Annotated in this window: 24 protein-coding genes; 7 read left to right on the top strand and 17 right to left on the bottom strand. The window is 60.5% G+C overall.

Going from position 1 to position 23,348, the window contains the following annotated elements:
* Positions 1-14: 14 nt before the first annotated feature.
* Positions 15-149 (bottom strand): hypothetical protein, encoded by a 135-nt coding sequence (locus NATGR_RS05110; RefSeq protein WP_005581619.1) that lies wholly within the window; start codon positions 147-149, stop codon positions 15-17.
* Positions 150-286: 137 nt separating this feature from the next.
* On the opposite strand from NATGR_RS05110, the gene arcS reads away from it, so the two are divergent.
* Positions 287-2,056 carry an archaeosine synthase subunit alpha gene (gene arcS / locus NATGR_RS05105; protein WP_005581622.1) on the top strand — a complete coding sequence of 590 codons (1,770 nt, stop codon included), beginning with the start codon at positions 287-289 and terminating at the stop codon, positions 2,054-2,056.
* An 82-nt stretch (positions 2,057-2,138) separates the two neighbouring features.
* A complete protein-coding gene (locus NATGR_RS05100; RefSeq protein WP_015233350.1) occupies positions 2,139-2,744 on the top strand; it encodes an HdeD family acid-resistance protein in 606 nt (201 codons plus the stop codon).
* A gap of 217 nt (positions 2,745-2,961) precedes the next feature.
* Here the strand turns inward: NATGR_RS05100 and NATGR_RS05095 are convergent, their stop codons facing one another.
* From NATGR_RS05095 to NATGR_RS05050, 11 genes are all read right to left on the bottom strand, one after another.
* Positions 2,962-4,686, bottom strand: coding sequence for a bacterio-opsin activator domain-containing protein (locus NATGR_RS05095; protein WP_005581624.1), 1,725 nt, complete (start codon positions 4,684-4,686; stop codon positions 2,962-2,964).
* Entirely contained in the window at positions 4,683-5,147 is a 465-nt protein-coding gene (locus NATGR_RS05090) for a response regulator (RefSeq protein WP_005581625.1), read from the bottom strand. Before NATGR_RS05090 ends, NATGR_RS05095 begins: the two co-directional genes overlap by 4 nt.
* A 993-nt stretch (positions 5,148-6,140) precedes the next feature.
* Positions 6,141-7,058: an ABC transporter ATP-binding protein gene (locus NATGR_RS05080; protein ID WP_005581627.1), complete on the bottom strand. Its 918-nt coding sequence runs from the start codon at positions 7,056-7,058 to the stop codon at positions 6,141-6,143.
* Positions 7,055-7,888: an FAD-dependent oxidoreductase gene (locus NATGR_RS05075; protein WP_005581628.1), complete on the bottom strand. Its 834-nt coding sequence runs from the start codon at positions 7,886-7,888 to the stop codon at positions 7,055-7,057. The genes NATGR_RS05080 and NATGR_RS05075 overlap by 4 nt, the downstream gene beginning before the upstream one ends.
* The gene (locus NATGR_RS05070) at positions 7,885-9,027 is read right to left on the bottom strand and encodes a FecCD family ABC transporter permease (RefSeq protein WP_015233348.1); all 1,143 of its coding nucleotides are present in this window, start codon (positions 9,025-9,027) and stop codon (positions 7,885-7,887) included. The genes NATGR_RS05075 and NATGR_RS05070 overlap by 4 nt, the downstream gene beginning before the upstream one ends.
* 6 nt (positions 9,028-9,033) lie before the next feature.
* Positions 9,034-9,486, bottom strand: coding sequence for an ester cyclase (locus tag NATGR_RS05065; RefSeq protein WP_005581630.1), 453 nt, complete (start codon positions 9,484-9,486; stop codon positions 9,034-9,036).
* The gene (locus tag NATGR_RS05060) at positions 9,483-10,652 is read right to left on the bottom strand and encodes an ABC transporter substrate-binding protein (RefSeq protein WP_015233347.1); all 1,170 of its coding nucleotides are present in this window, start codon (positions 10,650-10,652) and stop codon (positions 9,483-9,485) included. The genes NATGR_RS05065 and NATGR_RS05060 overlap by 4 nt, the downstream gene beginning before the upstream one ends.
* Positions 10,653-10,980: 328 nt before the next feature.
* Entirely contained in the window at positions 10,981-12,867 is a 1,887-nt protein-coding gene (locus tag NATGR_RS05055) for a transposase (RefSeq protein ID WP_015233346.1), read from the bottom strand.
* 237 nt (positions 12,868-13,104) lie between these two features.
* Entirely contained in the window at positions 13,105-13,302 is a 198-nt protein-coding gene (locus NATGR_RS18750) for a helix-turn-helix transcriptional regulator (RefSeq protein WP_005581635.1), read from the bottom strand.
* 6 nt (positions 13,303-13,308) lie between these two features.
* Positions 13,309-13,707 (bottom strand): hypothetical protein, encoded by a 399-nt coding sequence (locus tag NATGR_RS18745; RefSeq protein WP_074929745.1) that lies wholly within the window; start codon positions 13,705-13,707, stop codon positions 13,309-13,311.
* Positions 13,707-13,943, bottom strand: a complete 237-nt coding sequence (locus tag NATGR_RS05050) for a hypothetical protein (RefSeq protein WP_015233345.1) — start codon at positions 13,941-13,943, stop codon at positions 13,707-13,709. The genes NATGR_RS18745 and NATGR_RS05050 overlap by 1 nt, the downstream gene beginning before the upstream one ends.
* Before the next feature lie 1,641 nt (positions 13,944-15,584).
* Here NATGR_RS05050 and NATGR_RS05040 point away from each other — a divergent pair.
* Entirely contained in the window at positions 15,585-15,971 is a 387-nt protein-coding gene (locus NATGR_RS05040; RefSeq protein ID WP_005581637.1) for a hypothetical protein, read from the top strand.
* Here the strand turns inward: NATGR_RS05040 and NATGR_RS05035 are convergent, their stop codons facing one another.
* Positions 15,972-16,640, bottom strand: coding sequence for a type I 3-dehydroquinate dehydratase (locus tag NATGR_RS05035; RefSeq protein WP_005581638.1), 669 nt, complete (start codon positions 16,638-16,640; stop codon positions 15,972-15,974). It lies immediately after the preceding gene.
* A 72-nt stretch (positions 16,641-16,712) separates the two neighbouring features.
* Positions 16,713-17,693 carry a transcription initiation factor IIB gene (locus tag NATGR_RS05030; RefSeq protein WP_005581639.1) on the bottom strand — a complete coding sequence of 327 codons (981 nt, stop codon included), beginning with the start codon at positions 17,691-17,693 and terminating at the stop codon, positions 16,713-16,715.
* 224 nt (positions 17,694-17,917) lie between these two features.
* On the opposite strand from NATGR_RS05030, the gene yjjX reads away from it, so the two are divergent.
* Both yjjX and NATGR_RS05020 read left to right on the top strand, forming a co-directional pair.
* Entirely contained in the window at positions 17,918-18,433 is a 516-nt protein-coding gene (gene yjjX, locus NATGR_RS05025) for an inosine/xanthosine triphosphatase (protein WP_005581640.1), read from the top strand.
* A 198-nt stretch (positions 18,434-18,631) separates the two neighbouring features.
* Positions 18,632-18,865, top strand: a complete 234-nt coding sequence (locus tag NATGR_RS05020) for a DUF7123 family protein (protein ID WP_005581641.1) — start codon at positions 18,632-18,634, stop codon at positions 18,863-18,865.
* A 358-nt stretch (positions 18,866-19,223) separates the two neighbouring features.
* Here the strand turns inward: NATGR_RS05020 and NATGR_RS05015 are convergent, their stop codons facing one another.
* Complete coding sequence (locus tag NATGR_RS05015) at positions 19,224-19,901, bottom strand: HAD family hydrolase (protein WP_005581642.1); 678 nt, start codon at positions 19,899-19,901, stop codon at positions 19,224-19,226.
* A 121-nt stretch (positions 19,902-20,022) separates the two neighbouring features.
* Here NATGR_RS05015 and NATGR_RS05010 point away from each other — a divergent pair, with 121 nt between their 5' ends.
* Positions 20,023-20,850 carry an HFX_2341 family transcriptional regulator domain-containing protein gene (locus tag NATGR_RS05010; RefSeq protein WP_005581644.1) on the top strand — a complete coding sequence of 276 codons (828 nt, stop codon included), beginning with the start codon at positions 20,023-20,025 and terminating at the stop codon, positions 20,848-20,850.
* A 234-nt stretch (positions 20,851-21,084) separates the two neighbouring features.
* Here the strand turns inward: NATGR_RS05010 and NATGR_RS05005 are convergent, their stop codons facing one another.
* Positions 21,085-21,264: a hypothetical protein gene (locus NATGR_RS05005; protein ID WP_139222406.1), complete on the bottom strand. Its 180-nt coding sequence runs from the start codon at positions 21,262-21,264 to the stop codon at positions 21,085-21,087.
* A 193-nt stretch (positions 21,265-21,457) separates the two neighbouring features.
* Here NATGR_RS05005 and NATGR_RS05000 point away from each other — a divergent pair, with 193 nt between their 5' ends.
* The gene (locus NATGR_RS05000) at positions 21,458-22,648 is read left to right on the top strand and encodes a 3-dehydroquinate synthase II (protein WP_005581647.1); all 1,191 of its coding nucleotides are present in this window, start codon (positions 21,458-21,460) and stop codon (positions 22,646-22,648) included.
* A 155-nt stretch (positions 22,649-22,803) separates the two neighbouring features.
* Here NATGR_RS05000 and NATGR_RS04995 read toward each other — a convergent pair whose 3' ends face one another.
* A complete protein-coding gene (locus tag NATGR_RS04995; protein WP_005581648.1) occupies positions 22,804-23,235 on the bottom strand; it encodes a DUF7575 domain-containing protein in 432 nt (143 codons plus the stop codon).
* Between the last annotated feature and the right edge of the window lie 113 nt (positions 23,236-23,348).

Raw genomic sequence — 23,348 nt, 5'->3', positions numbered from 1 at the left:
GACGATTCGCTCGGTCAGAGTCCGAACACAAGTCTGAGGACGATTCCGAGCAGTATTACCAGCACGCCCGTAATCGTCGCGATCGGGGGGATCGGGACGAAAAGGAAGACGATGCCAGCAAGGATCACGATCGTGGAGAGTCGGACCATAGGCGACCGTCGACGCGAACAACTGTAGGGCTGGGGCCAGCATTGTTCGATCGGAACCTCCGCACCCCGGCGTGGCAGTACCCCTCCAGCGAGCCACGACCGACAGCCTCTTTCGCTCGCCACTACCCATATCGGGTATGACCGACTACTTCGAAGTACACGAGCGCGACGGGGCCGCTCGCGTCGGGGAGTTGCGACTCGACGACGCCCGGACGACGCCCGCGCTCGTCGACGATCTCCTCGAGGACGCAGGATCGCTCTGGTCGAGCGACCGCGACGTTCCCGAGGGCGACGAGTCGAAACTCACCGTTCTCCCGCATCGCGCGTTCCCCGGCGGCACCGCCGAGGAAATCCAGGCGTCGTTCGCGGTCGATCATCCCGATGTCGACTACCCGAGCGTCGCCGTCGTCTCGAGCGAACACGTCGAAGAACAGGGTACGGACGCCTACGCCGTCTCGGACGTCCAGTCGATTACGAACCACGGCGCGGCGTTCGTCGAGGCGGTCGTGAACGTTCGCGAGTCGATCCCGGCCGACACCGCCTTGCTGTTTTCGGGCGTCGCGACGCCGCGAAACGTCGCCTTGCTTGCCTACGCAGGCGTCGACGCAGTCGACGCCACTGCCGCCGTCGTGAAAGGCACGGAAGGGCGATATCTGACGACGGACGAAGCGTACTTCCTCGAGGATCTCGAAGAACTCCCTTGTTCCTGTTCAGCCTGTCAGCAACCCCGGGAGGAGTTCACCCACGAAGACTGCGCCGAACACAACCGCGCGGCACTCGAGGCCGAACTCGGCATCGTTCGCCGTCGCATTCGTGACGGTCGCCTCCGTGACTATCTCGAGGGGCAAGCCCGCCACGACCAGTGGCTCACTGCGGCGATGCGCCAACTGGATTCGCAGTGGGGGTATCTCGAGGAGCGAACGCCGATTCTTCGGGACGCCCAGCTGTCGGCGGCGACCAAGGACGCACTGCGTCGCGTCGAGATCCAGCGGTTCGCCGATCGCGTCACGACGCGGTACCGCAACCGGTTTGCGAACCCGCTCGTGCTCGTCCCGTGCTCGGCGACCAAACCCTACAGCGAGTCCCAGAGCTACCGCCAGTTCCACGACGTTATCCAGTGGCGCGGCCACGTCGTCTCGATGACCAGCCCGATCGGCGTCGTGCCCCAGGAACTCGAGACCACGTATCCTGCCCAACACTACGATACTGTCGTTACCGGTCGCTGGTCCGAAGACGAGAAAGAGTTCGTCGTCGAGAGCCTGCGACGCTACCTCGAGCGCAACGCCGACACCTACCCCTACGTCGTCGCACACGTCCCAGACGAGGGCTATCGCGACATCGTCGAACGGGTCGAAGACTCGTGGGACGGCGACCTCGATATCACGTACACGATTCCCGAGGGTGGCCACCCGACCGACGACGACGCGCTCTCGAATCTCGGCGAGGCGCTGTCGGGCGAACTCAAGTATTCGAAGCGCGAACGCGAGCACAACACCGTCCGCGCCATCGCCGACTACCTGCTCGGCGACGGCGCGGGAGACGAACTCTTCGAGGCGATCCAGACGACGAGTCGCTACCCGAAGATCCAGGTTCGGAACCGCGAGGACACCCAGCTCGCGACGATGGTGCCCCAGTATGGCACGCTCTCCTTTACCCTCGAGGGGGCCCGCCGCTGGGTCGACAGCGATGCGCCGGTCAAACGCGTCGAAATCGACGGCTTCGTTCCCCACGGCAGCGTCCTCGCGCCGGGCGTCGTCGACGCCGACGGGGAGATTCGAGTCGGCGACGAGGTCGTCGTCGAAGGACCGAACGCTTTCGCCGTCGGTCGCGCCGAGATGTTCGGCCGCGAGATGGCCGAGAGCACGCGCGGCGTCGCCTGCGAAGTCCGTCACGTCGAGGAGAAGTAGCCGGTTTCGAACCAGTACGGTTTCCCGATATACTCCCGAGTCGCGAATCTGTTTTATGTTTGTTCGCCGCGTACAGTGTTCGATGACACCAGTACACGCTGTTACGACCGGTGCTGAAACGCCAAGCTACACTCTCGAGCGTGGCTGGAAGACGCTCACGATCGCTGGCGGCGTCGTCGGCCTGCTCGGCCTGCTTGCGATTGCGTTCCCGTTTGTCACCGGACTTTCGGTGACGATCGCGATCGGAGCGATACTTGTCGTTGCCGGGATCGTCCACGGGACACACGCGTTCACGGCTCGTGGCTGGAACGGCCGTCTCTGGCAGGTCGCACTCGCCGTCATCTCGGTACTCGCCGGGGTGACCTTGCTCGTAAACCCCGTACTCGGCCTCACGAGTCTGACACTGCTTGCGATCGCGTACCTGTTGGTCGACGCCGTCGTGGAACTGTGGATAACCACACGGATGGCCGATCAGCCCGGACGGGCGTCTATCGCTGCGAGCGGCCTTCTCTCGCTGGTTCTGGCTACCCTCATCTGGGTTGGTTTGCCGGCCAGTTCGGTGTGGGCAGTCGGTCTGCTCGTCGGCGTCAGCCTCTTCGTGACCGGCCTCTCGATGGTGATCGTCGCCATCAGCAGCCGCTCGGTCGCCGAAGCAAACCAGTCCGTGACGGAACCTCGACAGGCCTGATACGGACTGCTGTCCCGATGTACCGACGCGACCGCAAGAGCGCGCGGTCGCGCCGGAACTGACTGACCGGAGACCGTATCATACGGTTTCCTGTCGTCAATTCCCACCGATCGCCGACTCCGTCCTGGCGACCGGCGGTAACTAGTTACAGAAATTCGTCTGAGAGCGACCCGTTCGGCCGTTTTCGAACTACACACTTACCTCGATTGCCCGGGCGTCATTCCCCAAGAACCGAATCGAAGAATTTCCGTTCCGCTGTCCGGAGGTGCTGGTTGAACGTCGCTGGTGAGATCCCGAGCCGTTCGGCGATCTCTTCGCCAGTACTCTCGCGTGGCCAGTCGAAGTAGCCCGCGAAGTAGGCCGTCTCGAGTGCTGCCCGCTGTTTCTCGGTGAGTTCTTCCTCGAGCACGGAGTGTGAACTCGAGTCGTCCGAGACGCTCCGTTCGGTCGTTCGCTGTGCGAGGTACGTGGCGTCAGGTCGGTGCTCTTGGACGAGTTCGATCAACTGCCGGGTGTCCCGACCACGAGGCAGTTCGACGACGAATCGGAACTCACCGTCCTCGATCGTGGCCGACTCGACGCGGCCGCCGTGGGTTGCGATCGTCTCGAACAGGGAAACTGCGACCGGGGAGACGAGTTCGAACTCGAACTCGTTGCGTCTGACCGAGAGAAACCGGACGGCGTCGATCCCGTCTGTCTCCTCGACCGTCTTCCGGAACGTCTCCTCGGAGACGCCCTGTGCCGAGCCGTAGGCCAACAGGGTGTCGTCACCCGAAACGAGTTGCTCGAACTCGATCGTACACGACTCTGTTGCCGACAGTTCGACGAGTTTCTCTGCCATCTCGGTTATCCGGAACTCGAGTTCGACGACGGCGTCACTGACCAGCGCGTCGCGGCGTTCGATGGCCGTGATCGCGTGTGCGATGACATCACCGATCCGGGAGAATATCGTCGTTTCCGCCTGCGAAAACGCACCCTGTGACGACGCGTAGATGCCGAGAACGCCGTAGACGAGATCTTCGTGGACGATCGGAATCGCTGCAATCGACCGATATCCTCGTTTTCGCGCCTCCTCGCGCCAGGGTTCGAAACGCGCGTCCGTTTCGATGTCGTTTGTCACCTGAACCTCTCCAGTCCGAATTGCGGCTCCACCCGGCCCGTGCCCGGTCGACTCGTTCTCGTCCATGCTGATCTCGACGTTCTCGAGATACCCCCGTTCGATGCCGGCAGCGGCCTTGGGGACGACGGTGTGGCTTCCAGGACTGATACCGCCGATCCAGGCGAATCGGTAGGCGTCTGGTTCGACGAGGCGATCGCACACCCGTTGCTCGAGTTCGGCCCGCGTCTCCGTCGTGATGACCGCGTGCGTGATGTCGTGGACGATCCGATTGAGCCAGTTGATCGACTCGAGTTGCGCCCGCTGGCGGCGACGTTTTCGGTCCTGGCGAGCACGCTCGATCGCGTGATAGATCGTCCGGACCAGCAACTCGCTTGTCACTTCGTCTTTGACCAGAAAATCCTGTGCACCCTGCTGGAGCGCCTTGACGCCGACTTCCTGCTCTCGGACGCCGGTCAGTACGACGATCGGCGTCGCGTCAGTCGCCTCGTCGATCGCCTCGCCAGTCGCCTCGAGCGTCTCGATCCCTGTGCTATCGGGCAGGTTCAGGTCGAGCAACACTACGTCAACGGGGGTGCTCTCGACGGTCTCGAGGCTGTCCTCGAGTCGGGTCTCGTGGGTGATCTCGGGCGTTCGTTTGGTCTCCTCGGTCGGATCGATACGCTGAGCGAGTTCCTCGGTCCCCTCGAGCATCTCTTCGATCAGTCTCGCGTCGCCGGGATTGTCTTCGATCAGGAGAATCTCGAGGGTTTCGGCGTCGACGTCGGCGTGTCCGTCCGTTTCGGGTTCCTCGTTGGTTCCGTGGGGGACGTTCTGATCGCTCATGTCTCGTCGACCTCTGGCGGCAGGTGTACGACCGTACACCAGAACGTCTCGAAGGCACGGATCGTCTCGATGAACTCGTCCGGGTCGACCGGCTTCGTGAGGAAGGCGTTCGCGTGGCGTTCGTAGGATCGTGTGATGTCCTCTTCGGTCTGTGAACTGGTGAGGACGATCACCGGGATCGGACGAAGTTCGGGATCGTCTTTGAGTTCTTTGAGAACTTCCTCGCCGCCCGTCCGGGGCAGGTTGAGATCGAGCAGAATCAGGTCCGGTCGCGGCGCGTCCGCGTACTCGTCTTGCCGAGTAAGGAAGTCGAGGGCTTCGCCACCGTCCGAAACGACGTGGAGGTCGTTCTCGCTCCGCCCCTGTCCGAACGCTTCCTCGGTCAGACGGACATCACCCGGGTTATCTTCGACTAACAGGAGTTGTGCCGGCTCGGGGTGGATTGCATCTGTGTCGGTCATTGTCTTGCTGTGGGGTCGGTCGCCGTTCGCTCGTGTTGGTCGATTCTTCGACCCGTCACATCCCGGCCGTCGGCTAGTGGCGGGCCAAGCCTGAACTGATGAGTCGAATCTGGCGGTGTCGCTCGATTCGACCCGTCAGTCGACGGTTGGGACGGTACTAGCCCTGGATCTTTCTTTCGGATCGGTCCACGATATGTCGATAGAGTCCGCCAACAGATGGCCGGCACTCGTCGAGGACCGTTCCATCCGTCGACCGCTGGATCGGGCCGACCCACACGACCGGGACCGCTCCAGCAATGCAGGCTTGCCCCCCCACCGGGACAGGACTGCGATCGTGCGAGCGGAACCAGCGGGTTCCGTTCCCGGTGGCTGCTCCGCGACTGCAGTCCGAACAGGCCCAGCTCTCGCCGGTACACGCGAAGGCGGCCGTTCGTCGCCGCTCGTCGGACAACCGCGCTCTCTGTTGGCACGTCCTCGACGACGGTGTCGGCATTCGACTCGAGCGCCCAGCGTCCGCGTTTCGCAGTGGCTGCCCGACGTGCTTTCGTCCGCCCGCTCGACTGATCGATCGTCTCCATCCGATTGCTACTCATAAGTCGTCTGACCGGCATAAATGTGGTGCCGACGTAGCGTCGATTGCCGCGAAACCGTTGTCGGAGTCTGTCCCCGAACTCGCTCGAGACGGGACAGCCGTCTCGTGATCACGAGAGACGCGCTCCGTCTTTCGAGCGCCACTACAAAAGAGCAGACCATGCGTGGGACGACTCGCCGCCGTCGGGCTCTGTTAGGCCTCCTGATACGTTACTGTCCTGGTGTACCGGTGCAACCACACCCCGAAGCGGTTGCACCGACAATGACGCTATCCCGGATGATGGAGCTTCGATCTCGCCCTGTTTCCGGCGAGGGGGCTATCGCCGGGCCAGCTATTTGTCGCTTTCAAACTAGGGAGCGAGGCGGATTCTCTGCCCCGCTGTGGACCGGGGTGGACGGCTGTCACCCGTCTTCGCCTGCTGTTTGTTCGCTCTCTCCTATCGGGTGTATCTGGAGGCCAGCAGGCCCAGGCTCGACGTGGGCGTCGACGCCGAATACTTCGGCCATAAACTCCTCTGTGACGACCTCCGCCGGCGGTCCGCTGTCGTAGACAGCTCCGTCCGCGAGTGCAACGAGGTGGTCACAGACCCGGACCGCCTGTGAGATATCGTGCAGAACCACGACGACAGTCATGTCCACGTCCTCGCTCAGCGACCGGATTACCTCGAGGAGCCGAACTTGGTGGCGCAAGTCGAGGTAGGTCGTCGGTTCGTCGAGTAACATTGCCCGAGGTTCCTGTGCGAGGACCATCGCGATCCAGGCCAGTTGCGTCTGTCCGCCCGAGAGCGATCCGACATCGCGATCGCGGAGGTGGTCGATTCCGACCGTGTCGATCGCCCGGTCGACAGCCCGCCAGTCGCTGTCAGACATGGTATCGAACAGCCGACGGTGTGGATACCGGCCGTGTCTGACGAGGTCTTCGACGGTCAGTGACTCGGGGACGACGTTGTGCTGGGAGAGCAACCCCAACTCACGAGCCAACGCTTTTCGCGAATAGTGCTCGATGTCCGTCCCATCGAGGACGACCTGACCGTCGGCCGGCTCGAGTTCGCGTGCGACACCTCTCAGGAGCGTGCTCTTGCCGCTACCGTTGGGCCCGACGAGTGCCGTCACCTTCCCGTCGGGCACGCCGATCGTCTCACCGTCGACGACCGGTTCGTCACTCGTGTCGTACTCGAGGACGAGGTCCCGACACTCGATGTGATCGCTCCGTCCGCTTTGGGTGCCCGTGTCCGTGTCGTCGTCCGAGACCGGACCCCAGCCAGGTTCCTCAACGGTCTCACGCTCGAAACGAGTCTCGAGGCCGCGTTTCTCGATCATGGCTCGAGGTGTGCGGTGACGAGGTCGCGGCCGCGCTCGACGCGTTCGCGCCGTTCGGATTCGGTTATCTCCCTGTTCTCGAAGCGCTCGACGACGTCGTCGATGACCCACTGGATTCGTTCCTCCGAGACGGCGTCGTCGTCGGGCACGCTTTCTCGTATCCACGACTCGACACGAGACACCCAGTCGTCGTCGCGCCGTTCACGGACCACCCAGTCGGTGTACTGGCGCGCGATCTCGTCCCAGTATCCCCGCCGACGTAACACGTCGGTGACGAGGGTATGACCTGCTTCTGCGCCGTCGCCGGCACAGATGATCGCCTGGTGGGTCGCATCCGCCAATCGTCCGGCGACGTAGAGCCCGTCGACCTCGGTTCGGCCACCCTCGTCGCAGTCGACCGTGTGGGTATCCTCGTCGTACAGCGCCGGATCGAGCGACTCGAGGTAGTCGCCGTCGATTACGGTCGCGGCGATCACGTACCGTGGTCTGGCGACCGTCCCGTCGATCGTCTCGACGCGGAACCGCTGGTCGGGCTTCTCGATCGCGTCGACCATCTCGGAGTGAACCGTCGCTCCCTCGTGTGTCACCTGCTCGCGCCCGAGCTCGAGGAACGTGGACGGATCGATACCGCCCGGGAAACCGAGGTAGTTCTCAAGGTGAGCACACCGCGAGATCGCCGAACGGCCACACGCAAAGATCGCGGTCTCGAGGCCGAACCGTGCGGTAAAGATCGCTGCCGAGAGGCCGGCGGCTCCGCCGCCGACGACGAGCACGTCGTAGTCGTGATCGGTGCTGTCGGTACTGTGTCGTTCGCTGTCGGTTGCTGTCATAGTTCTCCGAGGTGCTGTTTGCGTTTCATCAGATAGAGGAAGTATGGGCCGCCGATGAGGCCGGTGAGGATTCCAACGGGGAGCTGTGAGCCGCTGATCGCGAGTCTGGCACAGACGTCGGCGACGACGAGCAACGCGGGCCCGACGAACAGACACCCGACGATGAGGGGTCTGTAATCGCTGCCGACGATCGTCCGGACCATGTGAGGGACGATGAGCCCGACGAAGCCGATGATCCCGCTGACGGCAACGCTCGCACTCGCCGCGACGATAGCGACCGCCGAGAGGCTAAACCGTGCCCGTTCGACGGACATTCCGAGCGATCGTGCAGTCCGCTCGCCGAGCAACAGGACGTTGAGTTGGCGAGCGCCGACGATCGAGAGGGACACGGTGAGCACCGTCCAGGGAACGATGAGTCGGATCTCGCTCCAGCCCGCCCCGCTCAACGTGCCCGTCGTCCAGGCGAGTGCTTCCTGGACGGTGCCCAGATCGTCGACGAAGAAGTAGAGGCCGGTCTGTACCGAGCCGAAAACCGTGCTGACGATCACGCCGGCCAGGACGAGTCGAACCGGACTCGTCCCGCCGTTCCAGGCGATCGCGTAGACCAGCAGGAACGCGAACGCGCCGCCGAGTGCAGCGAAAAGCGGGAGGTACGCGGCCAGCCCGCCGAAGACGACGAGCGTGAGCAACACTGCGAGCCCGGCACCCGAGGACACCCCGAGAATGTATGGGCTCGCGAGCTCGTTCCGCGTCACCGCCTGGAAGATCGCACCCGAGATGGCGAGGTTCATCCCGACGAAAACCGCCACGAGCACGCGCGGCACCCGCTGGGTCCAGACGATCAGCGACTCCGTCGGCAGGTGTGCCAACTCGCCGCCGAACACGAGCGCGTACAGCGTCGACGGACTCGCGAGTACCGCCGGATCGAAGACGATTCCCCAGACCTCCGTAATCGAGACGGAGTAGTCCCCGAAGGTGATCTGCACTGCACCCGCGACCACGGTAATCGCGAGACTCGCCAGACACACCGAGAGTAACGGCCCGTCGACCCACTCGAGGCGACCGCCCGAACCCACCTGTCGGTCGGCGGTCGTGGCGGTCGGAGACCGAGGCCCAGACTGTCCTGTCTTCTCACTCATCGCGGGCTATTCCTCACGTCTACAGTGGGCGCTTTCGGGGCTGTAGTCGGTAATCTGTCCGAGTAGTTCGAGGCCGTCTGTCGTCTGCCAGAGCTCGGTGATGCCCGCATCGGTGAGCCGAACCTCGAGGACCCCTGTGACGACGACTGTCGAGCCACTCGGCTCGACTCCGCGAAAGACGCCCGCGTGCGTGCCGGTCATCGTAAATCGACAGATCACCGTCGTTCCCTCCGCGATCAGCGATTCGATCGCCACCGAGAGGTCCGGAAACGCGTCGTGGAACGCCTCAAGTACTTGCGTCTCGAACGCGTCGGCATCGAGCCCGGTCCGGGACACGTTTGGAGTATGAACGAGCGCATCCGACGCGAGCATGCGTCGGACCGTCGTTCGGTCGTCCTTCTCGAAGGCGGCGAGGACGAACTCTTCGACCAGCTCTTTTTCAGCCTCGAGTGAACTCATTCGAGCCCCTCCCCACGAACGATCTCGTCGATCCGGTCGCGGTCGAACAACTGTTCGTCGGTCGGCACGTCACCGAGTCCAGGGTAGTCGCCGAACTCGTCGGGGTAGAGCTGTTTTGCGAGCATCTCCGTCTGGAACGTGTTCACGATCGGCCCCTGGTCTGGACTCCCGCCAACGTAGAACCTGCCCGAGTCGACACACGACAGTTGGCTGCCGAGCGTGTCGTCTTCGAGTTCCTCGAGGGTCTCGGCGACGCCGTCGGGATCGAACAGGCCGTGTCGCCAGACGAAGACGTCGGGGTCGATCTCGAGCAGCAGTTCCATCTCGGCTTGGACGCGACCCCTGCCGTGTTCGGCGACAGCGTCTCGAGCACCGAGCTCTCGATAGTGCATCTCGCCGTAGGTCCGTTCGGGTGCATCGACGAACGTATCGAGGTGCCAGGTGCCGTCGTGGAGAGAGCCGACCGCGACGGTTGGTCGCTCTGACTCCGGCGGCAGGCGGTCTCTGACCGTTTCGCGGACCTCCCTGTTGAGCTCGAGGATCGCCTCGGCACGCTCCGTCTTCCGGAAGGCTTTGCCGTAGCTCCTCGTGAATTCGGAGAGTGTCAGGTACGGGTAGTCGCCGTCGGGCCAGGTCGGCCACCCGTCGGCCCGTTCGCTTTGACTTTCGTTATGCAGAAACGGGCCGACCCGTCCGACGAACCGATCGACCTCGTCCTCGTCGAACTGGGTGTAGTGGATCAGGTAGTTCGGATCGATCGCCGTGAAGTCGGGGGCGAGGTCGTACAGCCGCTCGAGACGGATGTCCCAGTCATCCGTGTGCAACTCTTCGATCTCTGCCGGATCGATCGAGACGGTCTCGAGTTCGTCGTAGAAGTGTGTGTGTCCGATCACCGAGTAATTGCTGTACATCGCGACCAGCGAATCGAGTTCGTCGAGCGCTGCCGCGATATCGACGACGAAGCCGAACCGACCGACGAACGTCTCGGGTGGGCTCGAGAAGTCGACCTCGCCCATCGGGGCCATCGAGACCGTGTTCGTTCGCTCGGTCTCGGTCGCACCGTCTCCCGGTTGGTCTCGGGACCTGGAGGTACAGCCTGCTAGAGTGCTTGCTATCCCTATTCCACCAGCAGTGATCACCTGTCGTCGACTCAGATCCGTATCCATCAACTGATAATGAAGAAATCTGTTATAAACCACTTTTGCATTAGAACAATATTGGTTGATCTGCCGCTTACTGATCGTACCCATACACGTTTTCGACACTGGTCGTGGAGAGCTACGCCTCGAATCGCCGGGGCGTTCGACCCTAGAAGGCAGGCATATGGTCAAATAATCGGTTGGGTGACTGTTTTACTCACGTCAATATATCTGTACGAAATGGCTGATAGAACAGAACGAAGTGGCCACTATAGGAACAGGCGAGAATTCGTCAAAACAGGGGATGCAGAACAGCGCCGCCGCTCAAGAGTCAGCGGACACGGAACGATTCTGATTAGTCGGGCGGGTCAAGACCATAGAATATCTTCGCTACGGTGAGGAACTGATTGGCGTCTACGCACGGCTCGTATGTCGAATTTTCACTCTCAATAGCGAGTTTTACAAGCAAATCCACAAGCCGCCAGACGTTGTACAGAACGCACGCAAACACGAAATTGAAGAACCGATACGTATGGCGTTTACTCGTCGTGCGGACACGAAACGTCTTGATTTGCTTGTAACCATTCTCAATGCCCCAGCGGTGGCGATAGCGACGAACCATCCGCTCAACCATGTGGATTCGCTCAGTCTCGCTGTCGTCATCATCCAGCATCACGCTGGGATGGTTCGTTTCAAACAGCGCGTATTCCTGTGCATCCTCTTTACTCCCCACTGTCGGTTCACCTGCCTCATCTTCTCGAATCTCTTTCGTGAGAGAACTGAAACCCTGCTGAACATCATCTTCATTTAGTTCAATACCGAGGTCACTGAGGTCATTGCGCATCTGCTCACGGATGTCTGTCCTCTCCTCTGTTTCATGACCTCCATCTTCGTTCTCCATATCGAAGTCGTTGCTCGCGCTTGACGGGAGGTACATCCGCTTGCGAGTCGGACCATCTGAAACTGTTGCCTCTTCAATGTGGACCGTCTTCTCAGAGCGGCAGAGCCGTGTACACGTCGCTCTCTCTGACTGGTGTTTTCGTGCGCCGTTAAGGTAGTAGACACCGTGCTTGTCGCACGCGTCTTTCACGCCCGCACTATCGAACTCTCTGTCCATCATCACAAGTTCGATGTCGTCTACGAGGTCAAGCGCATTTTCCAGCAGACTATCCACGATGTCGGCTCGCTTCATCCCGCGTTTGACTGGAACTGCGTCCAGAACGAGTGGAATATCGTACCCAATAATCTGGATAGTTGCCCACTGGTAGTACACTTCACCGTCTTTGTAGCCGAGAATCCAATCCTCAGAGATATTGTTGTCCTCGTCCCGCTTGACTTTGCCTGTCCACGGATTTCCCTTTGTGATGTCGATTGCAGCCCAGAGTTTGCCGACGAGTTCGGAGTTGTGACGGGCGCGGGAGATTAGCATCCGAGTGGTTTCATGGAGCATCGAGCGCGTTTCCTCGACAGTGAGTTTCCCTATCTGATAGCGGTGGTTCGACGCGCTCGGCGTGCGGTCGCGCTGGGAGTCGATGTAAAAAGAGTGCTGACCACTCTGGGCATACATATTCTCGCGCATACCCATGTACGCATGTTGTTCCCAGAACGCGTTCTCATGAATCACGCTGTTGTCAGCCCGTTTCAGGTAGAACGTATCCGTGACGAACGGTTTGGCCTGTTGCCAGACTTCCTTGGTCTTCTCCGCGACAAGCCGCTGTTTACTCCGTTTCGAGGTTATATCGCGTTCTTCGGGACGAAACACGGAGTCAGGAGCAGGAATACCTTGTTCGCGGGCAAAGTCGAGGGCTTCCTCGGTAGCCGACCGCACGAATTCACGCTGTACGTCAGTGAATTCTTGGTTCCACATTTCCCAGAGCCGTGACTGGCTCGGGGCACCACTCATGTCATGGTTATGCTCAACGGGGAAGCCAAAGTCACGGCAAACGGTAGGGAAGGACTTGAGGAAGTGGTGGAGAAGTGTCTCTTGACAGTCCCACGCGAGCCGAAGCATGTGTGATTTCACCCACGCATGAAAAGACGTTGTGTTCCGATGCCAGTCAGCGCGGGCGTCATCGTAGGTTTCGTTTCGAAAGAAGGAATTTCGTAGAACTTCGACAAAATCGGGTTTCTCGGCGTAGTGGGTAAGGAAGTGGATGCTCCCGTTATAGGTCTCGTCGTTGACGGTAAATGTGAAGAACCTATCGTGGTCGAACGGGGATTGGGTAGGTTGTGTTACCGACATAACTCACTAAAACGAAATGCTTAGTATTAAAATTATGTATTTTAGATGAACATATGTGTGAAATGACGGGATTTCACAGATGGTTCGCATACCTTCCTCACGACTACCCGAGGAACGGAAAGTACACAAAAGAGAGGAATGCATTCACCACACGTGACACGCGCACACTGGTGTTGGACAGAATTGGTATCCTAGTCAAAATTCTCTCATCTGTTTTGTTCCTAATTAGTGAGAAAGTTAGTCGAGATTTGGCTCGAATATATTCTCTATTGAGCAGTCAAAGTATCTTGCAAGTTTGAACGCTAACTCCAAAGAAGGGTCATACTTTGATGTTTCTATTGCATAGATTGTCTGACGACTCACATCAACCGCATTTGCGAGTTCTTGTTGTGTTATTTCTTCTTCCGCACGTTTAACGCGAAGGTTATTATCCATATTCAACTACAGGCGGTGATAGATTTCAGTTCCACCTAATACCACAAATATCGTCCCTACAGCAGCTAGTGCAAGATAATCTACCTCTGCTGGTGTAACCTCATTTATCACTGCATGTCCGATATATATTACAAGTATCGAAATGAGGAGTACAACTCCAGTAACAGATAGTGCAAGGTCAATATTCTGAACATCACGTTCATCAACTACCCCAGATTCGCCATGTTGTGATTGTACAATATAGCCGAGATTGGCAAAGAGTAAGATTACAGCAGGTGTTACGACCAAATCTGCAATTGTTGGATTTGTAAATGGTTCTCCAAGGAGCAAGCCAGCAATCGGGTAGAGGAGTGATGTAACTAGAAGCAGAAGCAGATTATATTTTCTTGGTAGCAGAGCAACCATTATTCATCACCACCATTTGATGTGAACTCTTCAGTAATGATATAGGGCAAATTAACGCTCCAACTGATAAGCGCACAAACAATCATCATTGCCACCGCTCCGAGGAAGAACCAGAATGAATTACCGTCCATAATAAATTCTGGGGCAACAAATCCCGCAGCGATAATTACGCCACTAATTGCTGCTGCTATCATCACGAGAAGAGCGCCATATGCTTTTCGAGGATTGTCAACCATACAGTACTATTTTGACTACCCACACATAAATGTTATGTCTTCTTTACAAAATGGATGGTCTCCTTAACATCCCACAAGGTAGTATCACGATTCCATCATTTAAAATTGTACTTGACTGTCAGGTCACAGTGTAGAACCGTTGGTGGTCAATGCGCACACGTAGTTCCCGAATCACCTGCTTCAGTTTCAGGCACGAGACTAAATAAAGAAATCGCGCTACTAATACTGCTAAGCAATCCAACCAATTATTCGTGACGTGCCTGCCTTCAGTTCGACCCAGTTCTATATAGCGTTCTTTCATTTAAACGATGCCAGTCGACGGCCAGAATCCGCAACGGCAGTTCCCGGGTGCCCCTCGAGTCGTCGCTCTCTCGTCGGTCGTGGAGAGACAGCAGCGACGCTCGCCCCGACTGACTGCGCCGAGCCATCGTTTACAGGCTGTCTCGAGTGTCGAAAGACTGGTCGATCGGCCGGCGTCTGTGACTCTTGCAGTCACACTGTTTCTCGACAACAATACAGCGAGAGTGCCTCGAGGTCGTACGGAACTCTTTGATTTCCGTGACTGAGCGGAGCAACGCTCCGCGATGTCCGCGAGGCTTCTGGGCTCGCTCGATGCCGAGAGACGCAGTCTCTCGAACTACCCGACCTCGAGAATGAATCGCGACAGCTATCTGACGGACACTACCGCATCGGGGAGGACAGTTGCGACGTGAATTACAGACTGGAATCCGGAGCAACTGCCGGTAGTTGCGTGGAACACGACACCGATCGAAACCCTGTGCCGGCGGATCGGACGGGTGTCGTCGGAGGTGTTTCCCCCGCCGCGATCGCACTGGTGGGCCTGCCGAGTCACGTGGCCAGGGTCGACCTCTCGGATCGGGTTTGGATGTCTCCCCGTACCGATTCGACTATCGACTGCTGGGTCGGCCGGTCCACACGACTGGGCTGGTGGGTCGGATTGGACCATCCGACTGGTCCCACCCATCGGTGCATGGGTGAATGCCACTCGTCGCTTCCCGACTCTCGATCGGCGAGTAAAATCGATCACGGTCGTCTTCTCACTCTTTTCGTTGGTTTCTCGTCTCTCATTGTCGGTGTAACCGCACCCGGAACGGTTGCACCGGGAAATCGGGACAGCAATCCGTCTCAGTCGTCCGAAAGGCACCCAGTCGTCGCACCGATCGACGTTCGACCGTTCTGCTGGACGTGGGTTCGGTCGCGTTGAGCGTCTCGGGTGCCGGTACACGCGTGGGGCCACTCCGACGCAGTGCCCCGCAAGCGACTGCACTCGGCTCCGTCCCACGAATCCGAGTCGCTCGAGAGAGGTCGTAAGCGCCGATACGGAACCCAAAACTCGCCGCTCGAACCCGAGGCTTCGGCTACGAAGACGGCCTGTCTCTGTCGCGGGCGAGGCGTCGTTTCTCGAGTGTGGCCGCTCTCGAGTCGCCGTGTTCGACGTTTCCCCACTGGATGCTAGATTCCGACCGGTCGATAGCCGCTCTCGAGAAGTCCGTTCTTACTGCCGGCCGTGAACGACTCCGACGCACCCATCCGATAAACTCCATATTGCAATATATAATTCTGGTCGGCGGATCGATCGCTGGCAACGGGTTTCTTATCACTGGCGCGCTACCACCAGCTATGGAAGAAATTTCGCTCGGCGTTCCGGAACCGCTGTTGAACCGACTGCCGGACGACGACGAGGTTGCAGCGGCGGACATGCAAGACGCCGTCGCTGGCTGGGAGCGAAAGCTCAACCAGTCGATCCAGGAAACCGACGACGAGACAGAAGCAGCTACACGGGTGCTCGAGGCGGTCGATCGGTTCGAAGACCGCTACGAAACCTACGACGAACTCGTCCCGGAGCTCCGTGCTTGGGGCCAGTCCCCGATTTACGCGATTGCGTGGCGAACGCTGTATGCGGATGTCATCGCACAACTGTACGACCACGAGGAGTTGGCCGACCATCTCGAGCGCGAACGGAACCGTCGGGTCGTCGCAGACGGGATTCGACTGCAGGACTTGTAGCTACGTCAGGTCCTCGACCAGTCGGGCAAGCGTCTCGAGATCGTACTGGCCCGGCGCGGTCGCTTTCGCGGGGTCGACGGGTGCGTAACCGATTTTCGATCCGTACGCTGGTGCGACGGCGCGGGTGTGAGATCCAGCGTCGCCCATCGCCATCGTCGCGACGGTCCGTCCGTCGTCGGTGAGTTTGTGGGTGACCGAGAGCACGGCGAGGCAGTCTTTGCGGTCGTGAGCTGTCACGGCGAGTTTGCCCACGTCTGCGCGGTCGCAGGCGTCGGTCAGTGTCTCGCTCATCTCGAGTGTCGACGGCGTTCCCTCGAAGTCGTGTGCCGAGGCAACGACTGCGACGTCGCGTTCGCGGGCCTGTGCAACGACGTTGCCTGCCTCGCCGTCTCGCAGCGAGGCGAGTTCGACGTCGATTGCTTCGACTGCGTCGAACCTGGTAGCCTCGACGAGCACCTCGAGTCGGCCGTCGTCGGTCGCTTCACCGCCTTCCCACTTCGCGCGGTTCGTCGCCAAGATTGGTAGTTCGCCGTCGTAGGCCTCGAGTGCGGCCAGCGGCTCTGGGGCGAGATCCATCCGGAACTCGAGGGCGTCGGCGTGGTCGCAAGCGGCGGACGCGTCGTCGGGATCGGCAGTCGAGGCAGCCAGGATAACCGAGTCAAAGTCCATACTAGCGAGAGTGAACGACCGGGCGAAAAACGGTGTCGCTCCGGGAAACGCCGCGTGCGCCTCGCTGGCGGGTTACGCGACGCCGAGGGTCTCTTCGGCCTCGAGAAGTTCGTGGTAGCGGTTACGAATCGTGACTTCGGAGATGTCTGCGACGTCGGAGACGGCGGCCTGGGTGGTCTTCTCGTTGGTTAACAGTGCGGCAGCGTAGACGGCGGCGGCCGCGAGACCGACCGGAGATTTGCCGGAGTGGACGCCTTTCTCCTTGGCGTTTTGCAGGAGTGCGCGAGCGCGATGTTCAGCCTCGTCCGAGAGTTCGAGTCCGGAGGCAAAACGAGGGACATAGCTCTCCGGATCTGCGGGCTGGACCTCGAGTCCGAGTTCGCGGACGACGTAGCGGTACGTACGGGCGATTTCGTTTTTCTCGACGCGGGAGACGTCGGCGATTTCGTCGAGCGATCGGGGAACGCCGGCCTGGCGGGCAGCAGCGTAGACACAGGAGGTTGAGACGCCTTCGATCGAGCGACCGGGGAGGAGGTCTTCGTCGAGTGCACGCCGGTAGATGACCGAAGCGGTCTCGCGGACGTTGTTCGGAAGACCGAGTGCAGAGGCCATCCGGTCGATCTCGCCGAGTGCCTGCTTCAGGTTTCGTTCCTTGGAGTCGCGGGTCCGGAACCGCTCGTTCCACTTGCGTAGACGCTGCATCTTCTCGCGCTGGCGCGAGCCGAGCGAGTTCCCGTAGGCGTCTTTGTTGCGCCAGTCGATATTGGTCGACAGTCCCTTGTCGTGCATCGTGTTCGTCGTCGGTGCGCCGACGCGGGACTTCTCGTTCTTTTCGGCGGCGTCGAACGCACGCCACTCGGGACCGCGGTCGACGGAGTCCTCTTCGACGACGAGACCACAGTCTTCACAGACCGTCTCGCCGTGCTCGTCGTCGACGACGAGGTGTCCAGTACACTCCGGACAGGTGACGTCGCTCGCTTCGCTTTCGGTCGTTTCTTCGCTCGTTTCGTGTTCGTTACGCCGTACTCTCGTGTTCGATCGTGTGCTAGTCATACGATGGCAAATGCTGTCCGGACGAGCTGATCGCAAAAGCCCGGACGAAGTCGTTACCTACTGCCTTCAGAGGATCAATATATAATGGTTTCGAAATCGTAACTACACGACCCTCGTAAAGCAGTAACTCGTCCGATCTGCGATGATCGATCAAAACATTCAAGCATAGAATTGCCTCTCGAGCAGAGCGGAGCTTCCAAGCTGGCCCCCGTCGAATACCGCATATGCAGGTTGCAGTCGGAACTGAGAATCCAGTGAAGGTCGAGGCGGTCGAACGGACTCTCGAGCGGTTCGATCCGTCGGTAGAAGCCGTCGCCGTCGACTCCGGGGTTGCCGAGCAGCCGTGGTCGGTTGCGAAGACAGTAGCGGGCGCTGAAAACCGTGCCCGGCGAGCACTCGAGGCGACCGATGCGACTTACGGCGTCGGCCTCGAGGGTGGTGTTGCCCGATTCGAGGGTGTACCCGGTCTCTTCCTGATCATGTGGTGTGTGGTCACCGACGGCGACCGAGTCGAGCGCGGTGGTGGACCGGCGCTTCGCCTTCCCGACGACGTCGTGGATCGGCTCGAGGAGGGAGCCGAACTGGGGCCGGTAATGGACGAGTTGCTCGGTACCGACGGGATCGCGAAAGCCGAGGGCGCAGCGGGTGCCCTTACCGACGCGTTGACTGACCGCCGGCAGGCACTGGGTGAGGCAGTGGCGTCCGCGTCGGGACCGTTCCTCTCGAATCACTACGACTGATCGGGTGACAACATCGTATTACCCGGAGAAACCATTTATTAGCGTGAGAGTCATCGACTCGTACTCGTTAACCGGCCGTACCAAGACATCGTTTCGACACCCGTATCGATCTATTACTCTCCCCAAAAATCGAACTACGGCAGAGGGTTAACCGCACGTACCAAACCCCCTAAGAGGGTTCCGGTCGTGTCTCTGAGCATGAGCAGCGCAATGGCCACCGACCTCACGAGCAAGCAACAGCAGATCCTCCAGTACCTCCGGGAGAAGGCTGCTACGAAGACGTACTTCAAATCCCGCCTCATCGCCCAGGAGCTCGGGATGACGCCGAAAGAGGTCGGATCGAATATCACCGCTCTCCAGAACGGTAACTACGACGTCGAAATCGAAAAGTGGGGCTACTCCTCGAGTACCACTTGGAAAGTGAGCCTCTAGTACTGTCCCAACCGTCGACTGACAGGTCGAATCGAGCGACACCGCCAGATTCGACCCATCAGTTCAGGCGTGGCCCGCCACTAGTACTGTCCCAAGTGTGGACCGACTAGTTGAGAGTTGGCCCAAACCGATCACGATTCTCGATCAGGAGTAAAGCGCACTAGTCAGAGTAGACTTGGGACGCTACTAGAGCCCGAGTTCCCGTGCACCGTCGGAGCAAATCCGACCGTATGTGCCGGCTCGACCCGTTATACGGTTTGCTGTCAGCCAGTGCCGGCGCGACCGCGCGCTCTTGCGGTCGTGCCGGGACATCGGGACAGCAGTCCGTATTAGCCGCCGAGTAGAACGGTACTGGTTTTCACACGATCGACTCGAGTCTTGCGAGCGACGACAGTTCGTACGTCGGTTGATGGTCGCTAGGGTCGGCGACACCGACCAGTGCAGAGTCGATGCCCATCGCGTTTGCCCCGGCGACATCGGCGTGAGGCGAGTCACCGACGTGGATCGCGTTAGCGGGGTCGACACCCAGTTCTCCGAGTGCGTACTCGAACGGTTCGGCGTTTGGCTTCGGATAGATACCTGCGCTTGGCTCCGTGAACACGCGGACGTCGAAAGCGTGTTCGATACCGAGCGTCCGGAGCTTTCGACTTTGAGTCTTTCGGCCGCCGTTCGTGATGAGGCCGACACGTCCCCGATCGTGAGCGTGCTCGAGGGCGGTCTCGGCACCGGGACGAAACTCGACGGCAGTCGGATCTCGAAGCTCGAGATAGGCAGTCGAAAGCGTCGACACTGCTGCTTCCCGGGTCTCAGGATCGACCCCGGCACGATTCGCGGCTTCCCTGAAGAGAGACTCGTAGAACTCGCGATCCGTCTCGGTGACCGGCAGTGACGGTAGCGCGGCCCGGAGATCCGCAGGCGTACAGAACTGCTCGAGCCCAGCCCGGTCGAACGCCGACTCGAGCAACCTCCCGGGGTCCTGCGTCGACTCGCAGAGGGTTCGGTCGAGGTCGAAACAGATCGCGTCGTAGTCGGCCATCTGTTTTGATCTACGGGCGTGGTCGTTCTGAAGGTTTCGCTGCCGGACACGGGGTGGCCGTCCACTACAGCGCCGGCTGGATATCGCAGGAAGTTACCTTCGTGGCCGTCAGTCGACGGGTATGGACGTCGTCAAGCGAGTGCACGTCGTTCCGGTGGGGTACGAGTTCGATCGGGTTCTCGAGCCGATCCGGGACCAACGAGCCGATCTCGTCTACCTCCTCGAGCACGATTCGGACGCGACGGAGCGGACCGAAGTCGACGGTGTCTCGCCCGAGGCCCGGGCGGAGTATCACGAGAAACTGCACAGCGAACTCGAGTCGGTCGTTCCCGAGGTTCGCAGCCGTCGCTGTGATCTGCATGACGTCTACGCCGTCCTCGGGTCCGTGACGACCATCGCGTCGACTCACGCCGACGACAGCGTCTACGTCAACGTCTCGAGTGCGGGGACGATCGCGGCAATCGGGGCGACGATTGCGTGTATGGACGTTTCGACGGACGCACACGCCTACTACGTCGAGCCGTCGACGTACGCCCACGACGGGAAGGCCGAGCCGTCGTCGTTCGGCGTCGAACAGACCGAAACGATCCCGACGTACCCGATCGAGTCGCCCACTCGTGATCAGGTCGCGATACTGGGATTCCTCCGAGAGCCGTCCGCGTGGGGCGGGTTCGACGACGCACGGACCGCACCGCCAAAGAAGAAAGATCTCATCGAGTACGCCAGAGATTGCGGGCTGTCTTTCATGGCTGACCGTCGTCCGCCCGAGGAACGGGCAAGCGAGGACAAAGGCGCGTTCCGGGTCCTCGACGCACACGTTCTCGATCCACTCGTCGAAGACGGGTACGTGACGGTCGAGTCGGTCGGTCGCCGACGAGTCGTCGAACTGACCGAACAGGGAGAAAACGCCTACCGGGCGTTCAAACACAAACTCACGGACGGAGCGTAGAAGGACGACGTGGAGGCGGGTACGGATCGGCTTCGGCCAGCGCGCACGGCTCGCCCCCAGCCGTGCAGTCCGAGGTCTGTCTCGAGTCACTCGACGGGCACGAAGTGCCCGATCGGCGATCCCGCAGTGGAGGGACCGTCCGTCTACACGAGCGAACAGATCCGGCGCGGCGTCGGCGAGGGACGAGCCAGGGAGTTCGAGGGGTCGCGGCTGATCTCGAGTACAGCGTGGAGTTCACGAGCGACGACGAGTCGACGACGGATCGCTCGCATGCTCGAGGACGGCGCGAGCGATGTCCGTCACGTGTGCGACCCAGAGGTAGCGAGTAACGGTCTCGGTCGTCGACTCGTCGGCCGCGGTGTGGTTCTTCTCGGGGTGATAGCGAGCCGTCCCAGTCGATACGGTAGACGACACCGTCCGCACTGTTATACGGACTGCTGTCCCGATGTCCCGGCACGACCGCAGGAGTTCGCGGTCGCGCCGGCACTGACCGACAGCAAACCGTATTCGACAGCCGGACTATCGTGACGACCGTTGCTTTCGATCGCGGGACTGCAGTCCTGCCCGATTCGCCACGTTCAAGCCGGTTCCCTCCGAGCGTCGATGTATGACTCGATCTGTCTGGATCAAAGCCGACGGGTCCGTCGGCGATTGGGAGGATCGGCGGATGCGGATCACCGCCGCGCTCGAGGCGGGCGCGGACTGGGTACTGGTCGACGAGGGAGACGTCGAACGCGTCCGCGAACTCGGCGACATCGGCGTCGCTGCGTTCCGGACTGGTGGCGACATGACGCTCGTCGACGACGCCGAGAACGACGCCGAGACCGATGCGTCGGGACCCGAACCAGACGCTGTCGTCGTCGGCAAGAACGGCGAAGGCGACGGGACGATCGATCTCCCCGACGATCTGTCGGGTTCTGCGGACCTCTCGACGCTTCGCCGCGACGACGACCTGGAGCGCGGTGCCTACGTTCGCATCCTGGACGAGGCCTACGAAACCTTCGCCGAGACGGCAGCCGAAGTTGCCGACCACACCATCGTCGTCGGCGAGGACTGGACGATCATCCCACTGGAGAATCTCATCGCTCGCATCGGCGAGGAGACGAACCTCGTCGCGGGCGTTACAAGCGCCGCGGAGGCAAAAACGGCGTTCGAGACGCTCGAGATCGGTAGCGACTCCGTCTTGCTCGATTCGGCCGATCCCGACGAGATCCGCAAGACAGTCGAGGTCCGCGACGAGGCCGAACGTGAGACCCTCGACCTCGAGTACGCCGAGGTACTCGACGTCGAGCGCGTCGGCAGCGCCGACCGGGTCTGTATCGACACTGGCAATCTGCTGGAGCACGACGAAGGGATGCTCGTCGGCTCGATGGCTCGCGGACTCGTCTTCGTCCACGCCGAGACCGCCGAGTCGCCGTACGTCGCCTCGCGCCCCTTCAGAGTCAACGCCGGCGCGGTCCACGCCTACGTTCGGACGCCAGACGGTGGGACGAAGTACCTCTCGGAACTCCGGAGCGGTGACGAGGTCCAGGTCGTCGACACCGACGGCAACACCCGTGAGGCGATCGTCGGCCGCGTCAAGATCGAGAAACGCCCGATGTTCCGGATCGCGCTGGAAACCGAGGATGGCGACCGCGTCGAGACGCTACTCCAGAACGCCGAGACGATCAAAGTCGCCTCTAGCGAGGGACGGAAACCAGTGACCGGCCTCGAGGCGGGGGATGAACTGCTGCTGTACTACGAGGATACGGCCCGCCACTTCGGTGAGGCCGTCGAGGAGAGTATCATCGAGAAGTAGTTGGACGGTCGCGTGACCAGCCACTGACGAGCCTGACCTGATGACCGGCTGCAAGTACCCAGCACAGCCGTCTCATACGGCTTACTGTAAGTCAGTTCCGGCACAACCGCGACCCGGGCGGCGGTTGCGCCGGTAAATCGTTACAGTAATCCGTATCAGGCTTCCTTCGGTTCTGGTTCAGACTCGTCTGGCTCCGCCGACTCGAGTCGGGTCGTACACCAGTGACAGAACTCGAGGTCTTCGTCCAGTTCTTTTCCGCACTCGGGACAGGTCGGTCCCTCCGCCCCCTCGGTGTTGTCCGGTGGAACGCCGAATGCGCGAAACGTCGCGTCGATGGCTGCAAACAGGGCGATGAACGAAAGCGCGAACTGTCCTATCGAGTCGGTTTCCGCTGAGACAAGTTCTCCCATCTCGGTCAGAGACTCGGCCGCCGTGAGCTGGTCCGGCGAGGGCAGAAAGATCACGATCGCGGAGAGATACAGCCCAGCGAAGACGAACGCCCGGAGCCAGTCACGAATGAGCGCGTGGCCTGCTCCTGGAAGGAGAATCGAGAGCCCGCCGGCAGCGAGCGCACGAAGCCATTGCATCGGTATTGCATACTATGAGAGAGCCGACGGGTTAACATTCCGATTCTGGTCGAATCGAACTCGAGTGTCTCGACCAGAGTGGTGTCGTCGGCTCTGACTATACTGGAAGAAAC

It is taken from the genome of Natronobacterium gregoryi SP2 (genome assembly GCF_000230715.2).
Classification (GTDB): domain Archaea; phylum Halobacteriota; class Halobacteria; order Halobacteriales; family Natrialbaceae; genus Natronobacterium; species Natronobacterium gregoryi.
Note: the sequence above shows the minus strand (reverse complement) of the source record. Positions and strands in the feature narration are given on the sequence as shown.

Coding starts and splice junctions, on each gene's coding strand:
- NATGR_RS05070 (WP_015233348.1), bottom strand. CDS start 9,027: ATGAGTGAGAAGACAGGACAGTCTGGGCCTCGGTCTCCGACCGCCACG.
- NATGR_RS05095 (WP_005581624.1), bottom strand. CDS start 4,686: ATGAGCGATCAGAACGTCCCCCACGGAACCAACGAGGAACCCGAAACG.
- NATGR_RS05035 (WP_005581638.1), bottom strand. CDS start 16,640: ATGGACTTTGACTCGGTTATCCTGGCTGCCTCGACTGCCGATCCCGAC.
- NATGR_RS05065 (WP_005581630.1), bottom strand. CDS start 9,486: ATGAGTTCACTCGAGGCTGAAAAAGAGCTGGTCGAAGAGTTCGTCCTC.
- NATGR_RS05050 (WP_015233345.1), bottom strand. CDS start 13,943: ATGGTTGACAATCCTCGAAAAGCATATGGCGCTCTTCTCGTGATGATA.
- NATGR_RS05090 (WP_005581625.1), bottom strand. CDS start 5,147: ATGACCGACACAGATGCAATCCACCCCGAGCCGGCACAACTCCTGTTA.
- NATGR_RS05030 (WP_005581639.1), bottom strand. CDS start 17,693: ATGACTAGCACACGATCGAACACGAGAGTACGGCGTAACGAACACGAA.
- NATGR_RS04995 (WP_005581648.1), bottom strand. CDS start 23,235: ATGCAATGGCTTCGTGCGCTCGCTGCCGGCGGGCTCTCGATTCTCCTT.
- NATGR_RS05110 (WP_005581619.1), bottom strand. CDS start 149: ATGGTCCGACTCTCCACGATCGTGATCCTTGCTGGCATCGTCTTCCTT.
- NATGR_RS05080 (WP_005581627.1), bottom strand. CDS start 7,058: ATGATCGAGAAACGCGGCCTCGAGACTCGTTTCGAGCGTGAGACCGTT.
- NATGR_RS05060 (WP_015233347.1), bottom strand. CDS start 10,652: ATGGATACGGATCTGAGTCGACGACAGGTGATCACTGCTGGTGGAATA.
- NATGR_RS18750 (WP_005581635.1), bottom strand. CDS start 13,302: ATGGATAATAACCTTCGCGTTAAACGTGCGGAAGAAGAAATAACACAA.
- NATGR_RS18745 (WP_074929745.1), bottom strand. CDS start 13,707: ATGGTTGCTCTGCTACCAAGAAAATATAATCTGCTTCTGCTTCTAGTT.
- NATGR_RS05075 (WP_005581628.1), bottom strand. CDS start 7,888: ATGACAGCAACCGACAGCGAACGACACAGTACCGACAGCACCGATCAC.
- yjjX (WP_005581640.1), top strand. CDS start 17,918: ATGCAGGTTGCAGTCGGAACTGAGAATCCAGTGAAGGTCGAGGCGGTC.
- NATGR_RS05020 (WP_005581641.1), top strand. CDS start 18,632: ATGAGCAGCGCAATGGCCACCGACCTCACGAGCAAGCAACAGCAGATC.
- NATGR_RS05055 (WP_015233346.1), bottom strand. CDS start 12,867: ATGTCGGTAACACAACCTACCCAATCCCCGTTCGACCACGATAGGTTC.
- NATGR_RS05100 (WP_015233350.1), top strand. CDS start 2,139: ATGACACCAGTACACGCTGTTACGACCGGTGCTGAAACGCCAAGCTAC.
- NATGR_RS05040 (WP_005581637.1), top strand. CDS start 15,585: ATGGAAGAAATTTCGCTCGGCGTTCCGGAACCGCTGTTGAACCGACTG.
- NATGR_RS05000 (WP_005581647.1), top strand. CDS start 21,458: ATGACTCGATCTGTCTGGATCAAAGCCGACGGGTCCGTCGGCGATTGG.
- arcS (WP_005581622.1), top strand. CDS start 287: ATGACCGACTACTTCGAAGTACACGAGCGCGACGGGGCCGCTCGCGTC.
- NATGR_RS05015 (WP_005581642.1), bottom strand. CDS start 19,901: ATGGCCGACTACGACGCGATCTGTTTCGACCTCGACCGAACCCTCTGC.
- NATGR_RS05010 (WP_005581644.1), top strand. CDS start 20,023: ATGGACGTCGTCAAGCGAGTGCACGTCGTTCCGGTGGGGTACGAGTTC.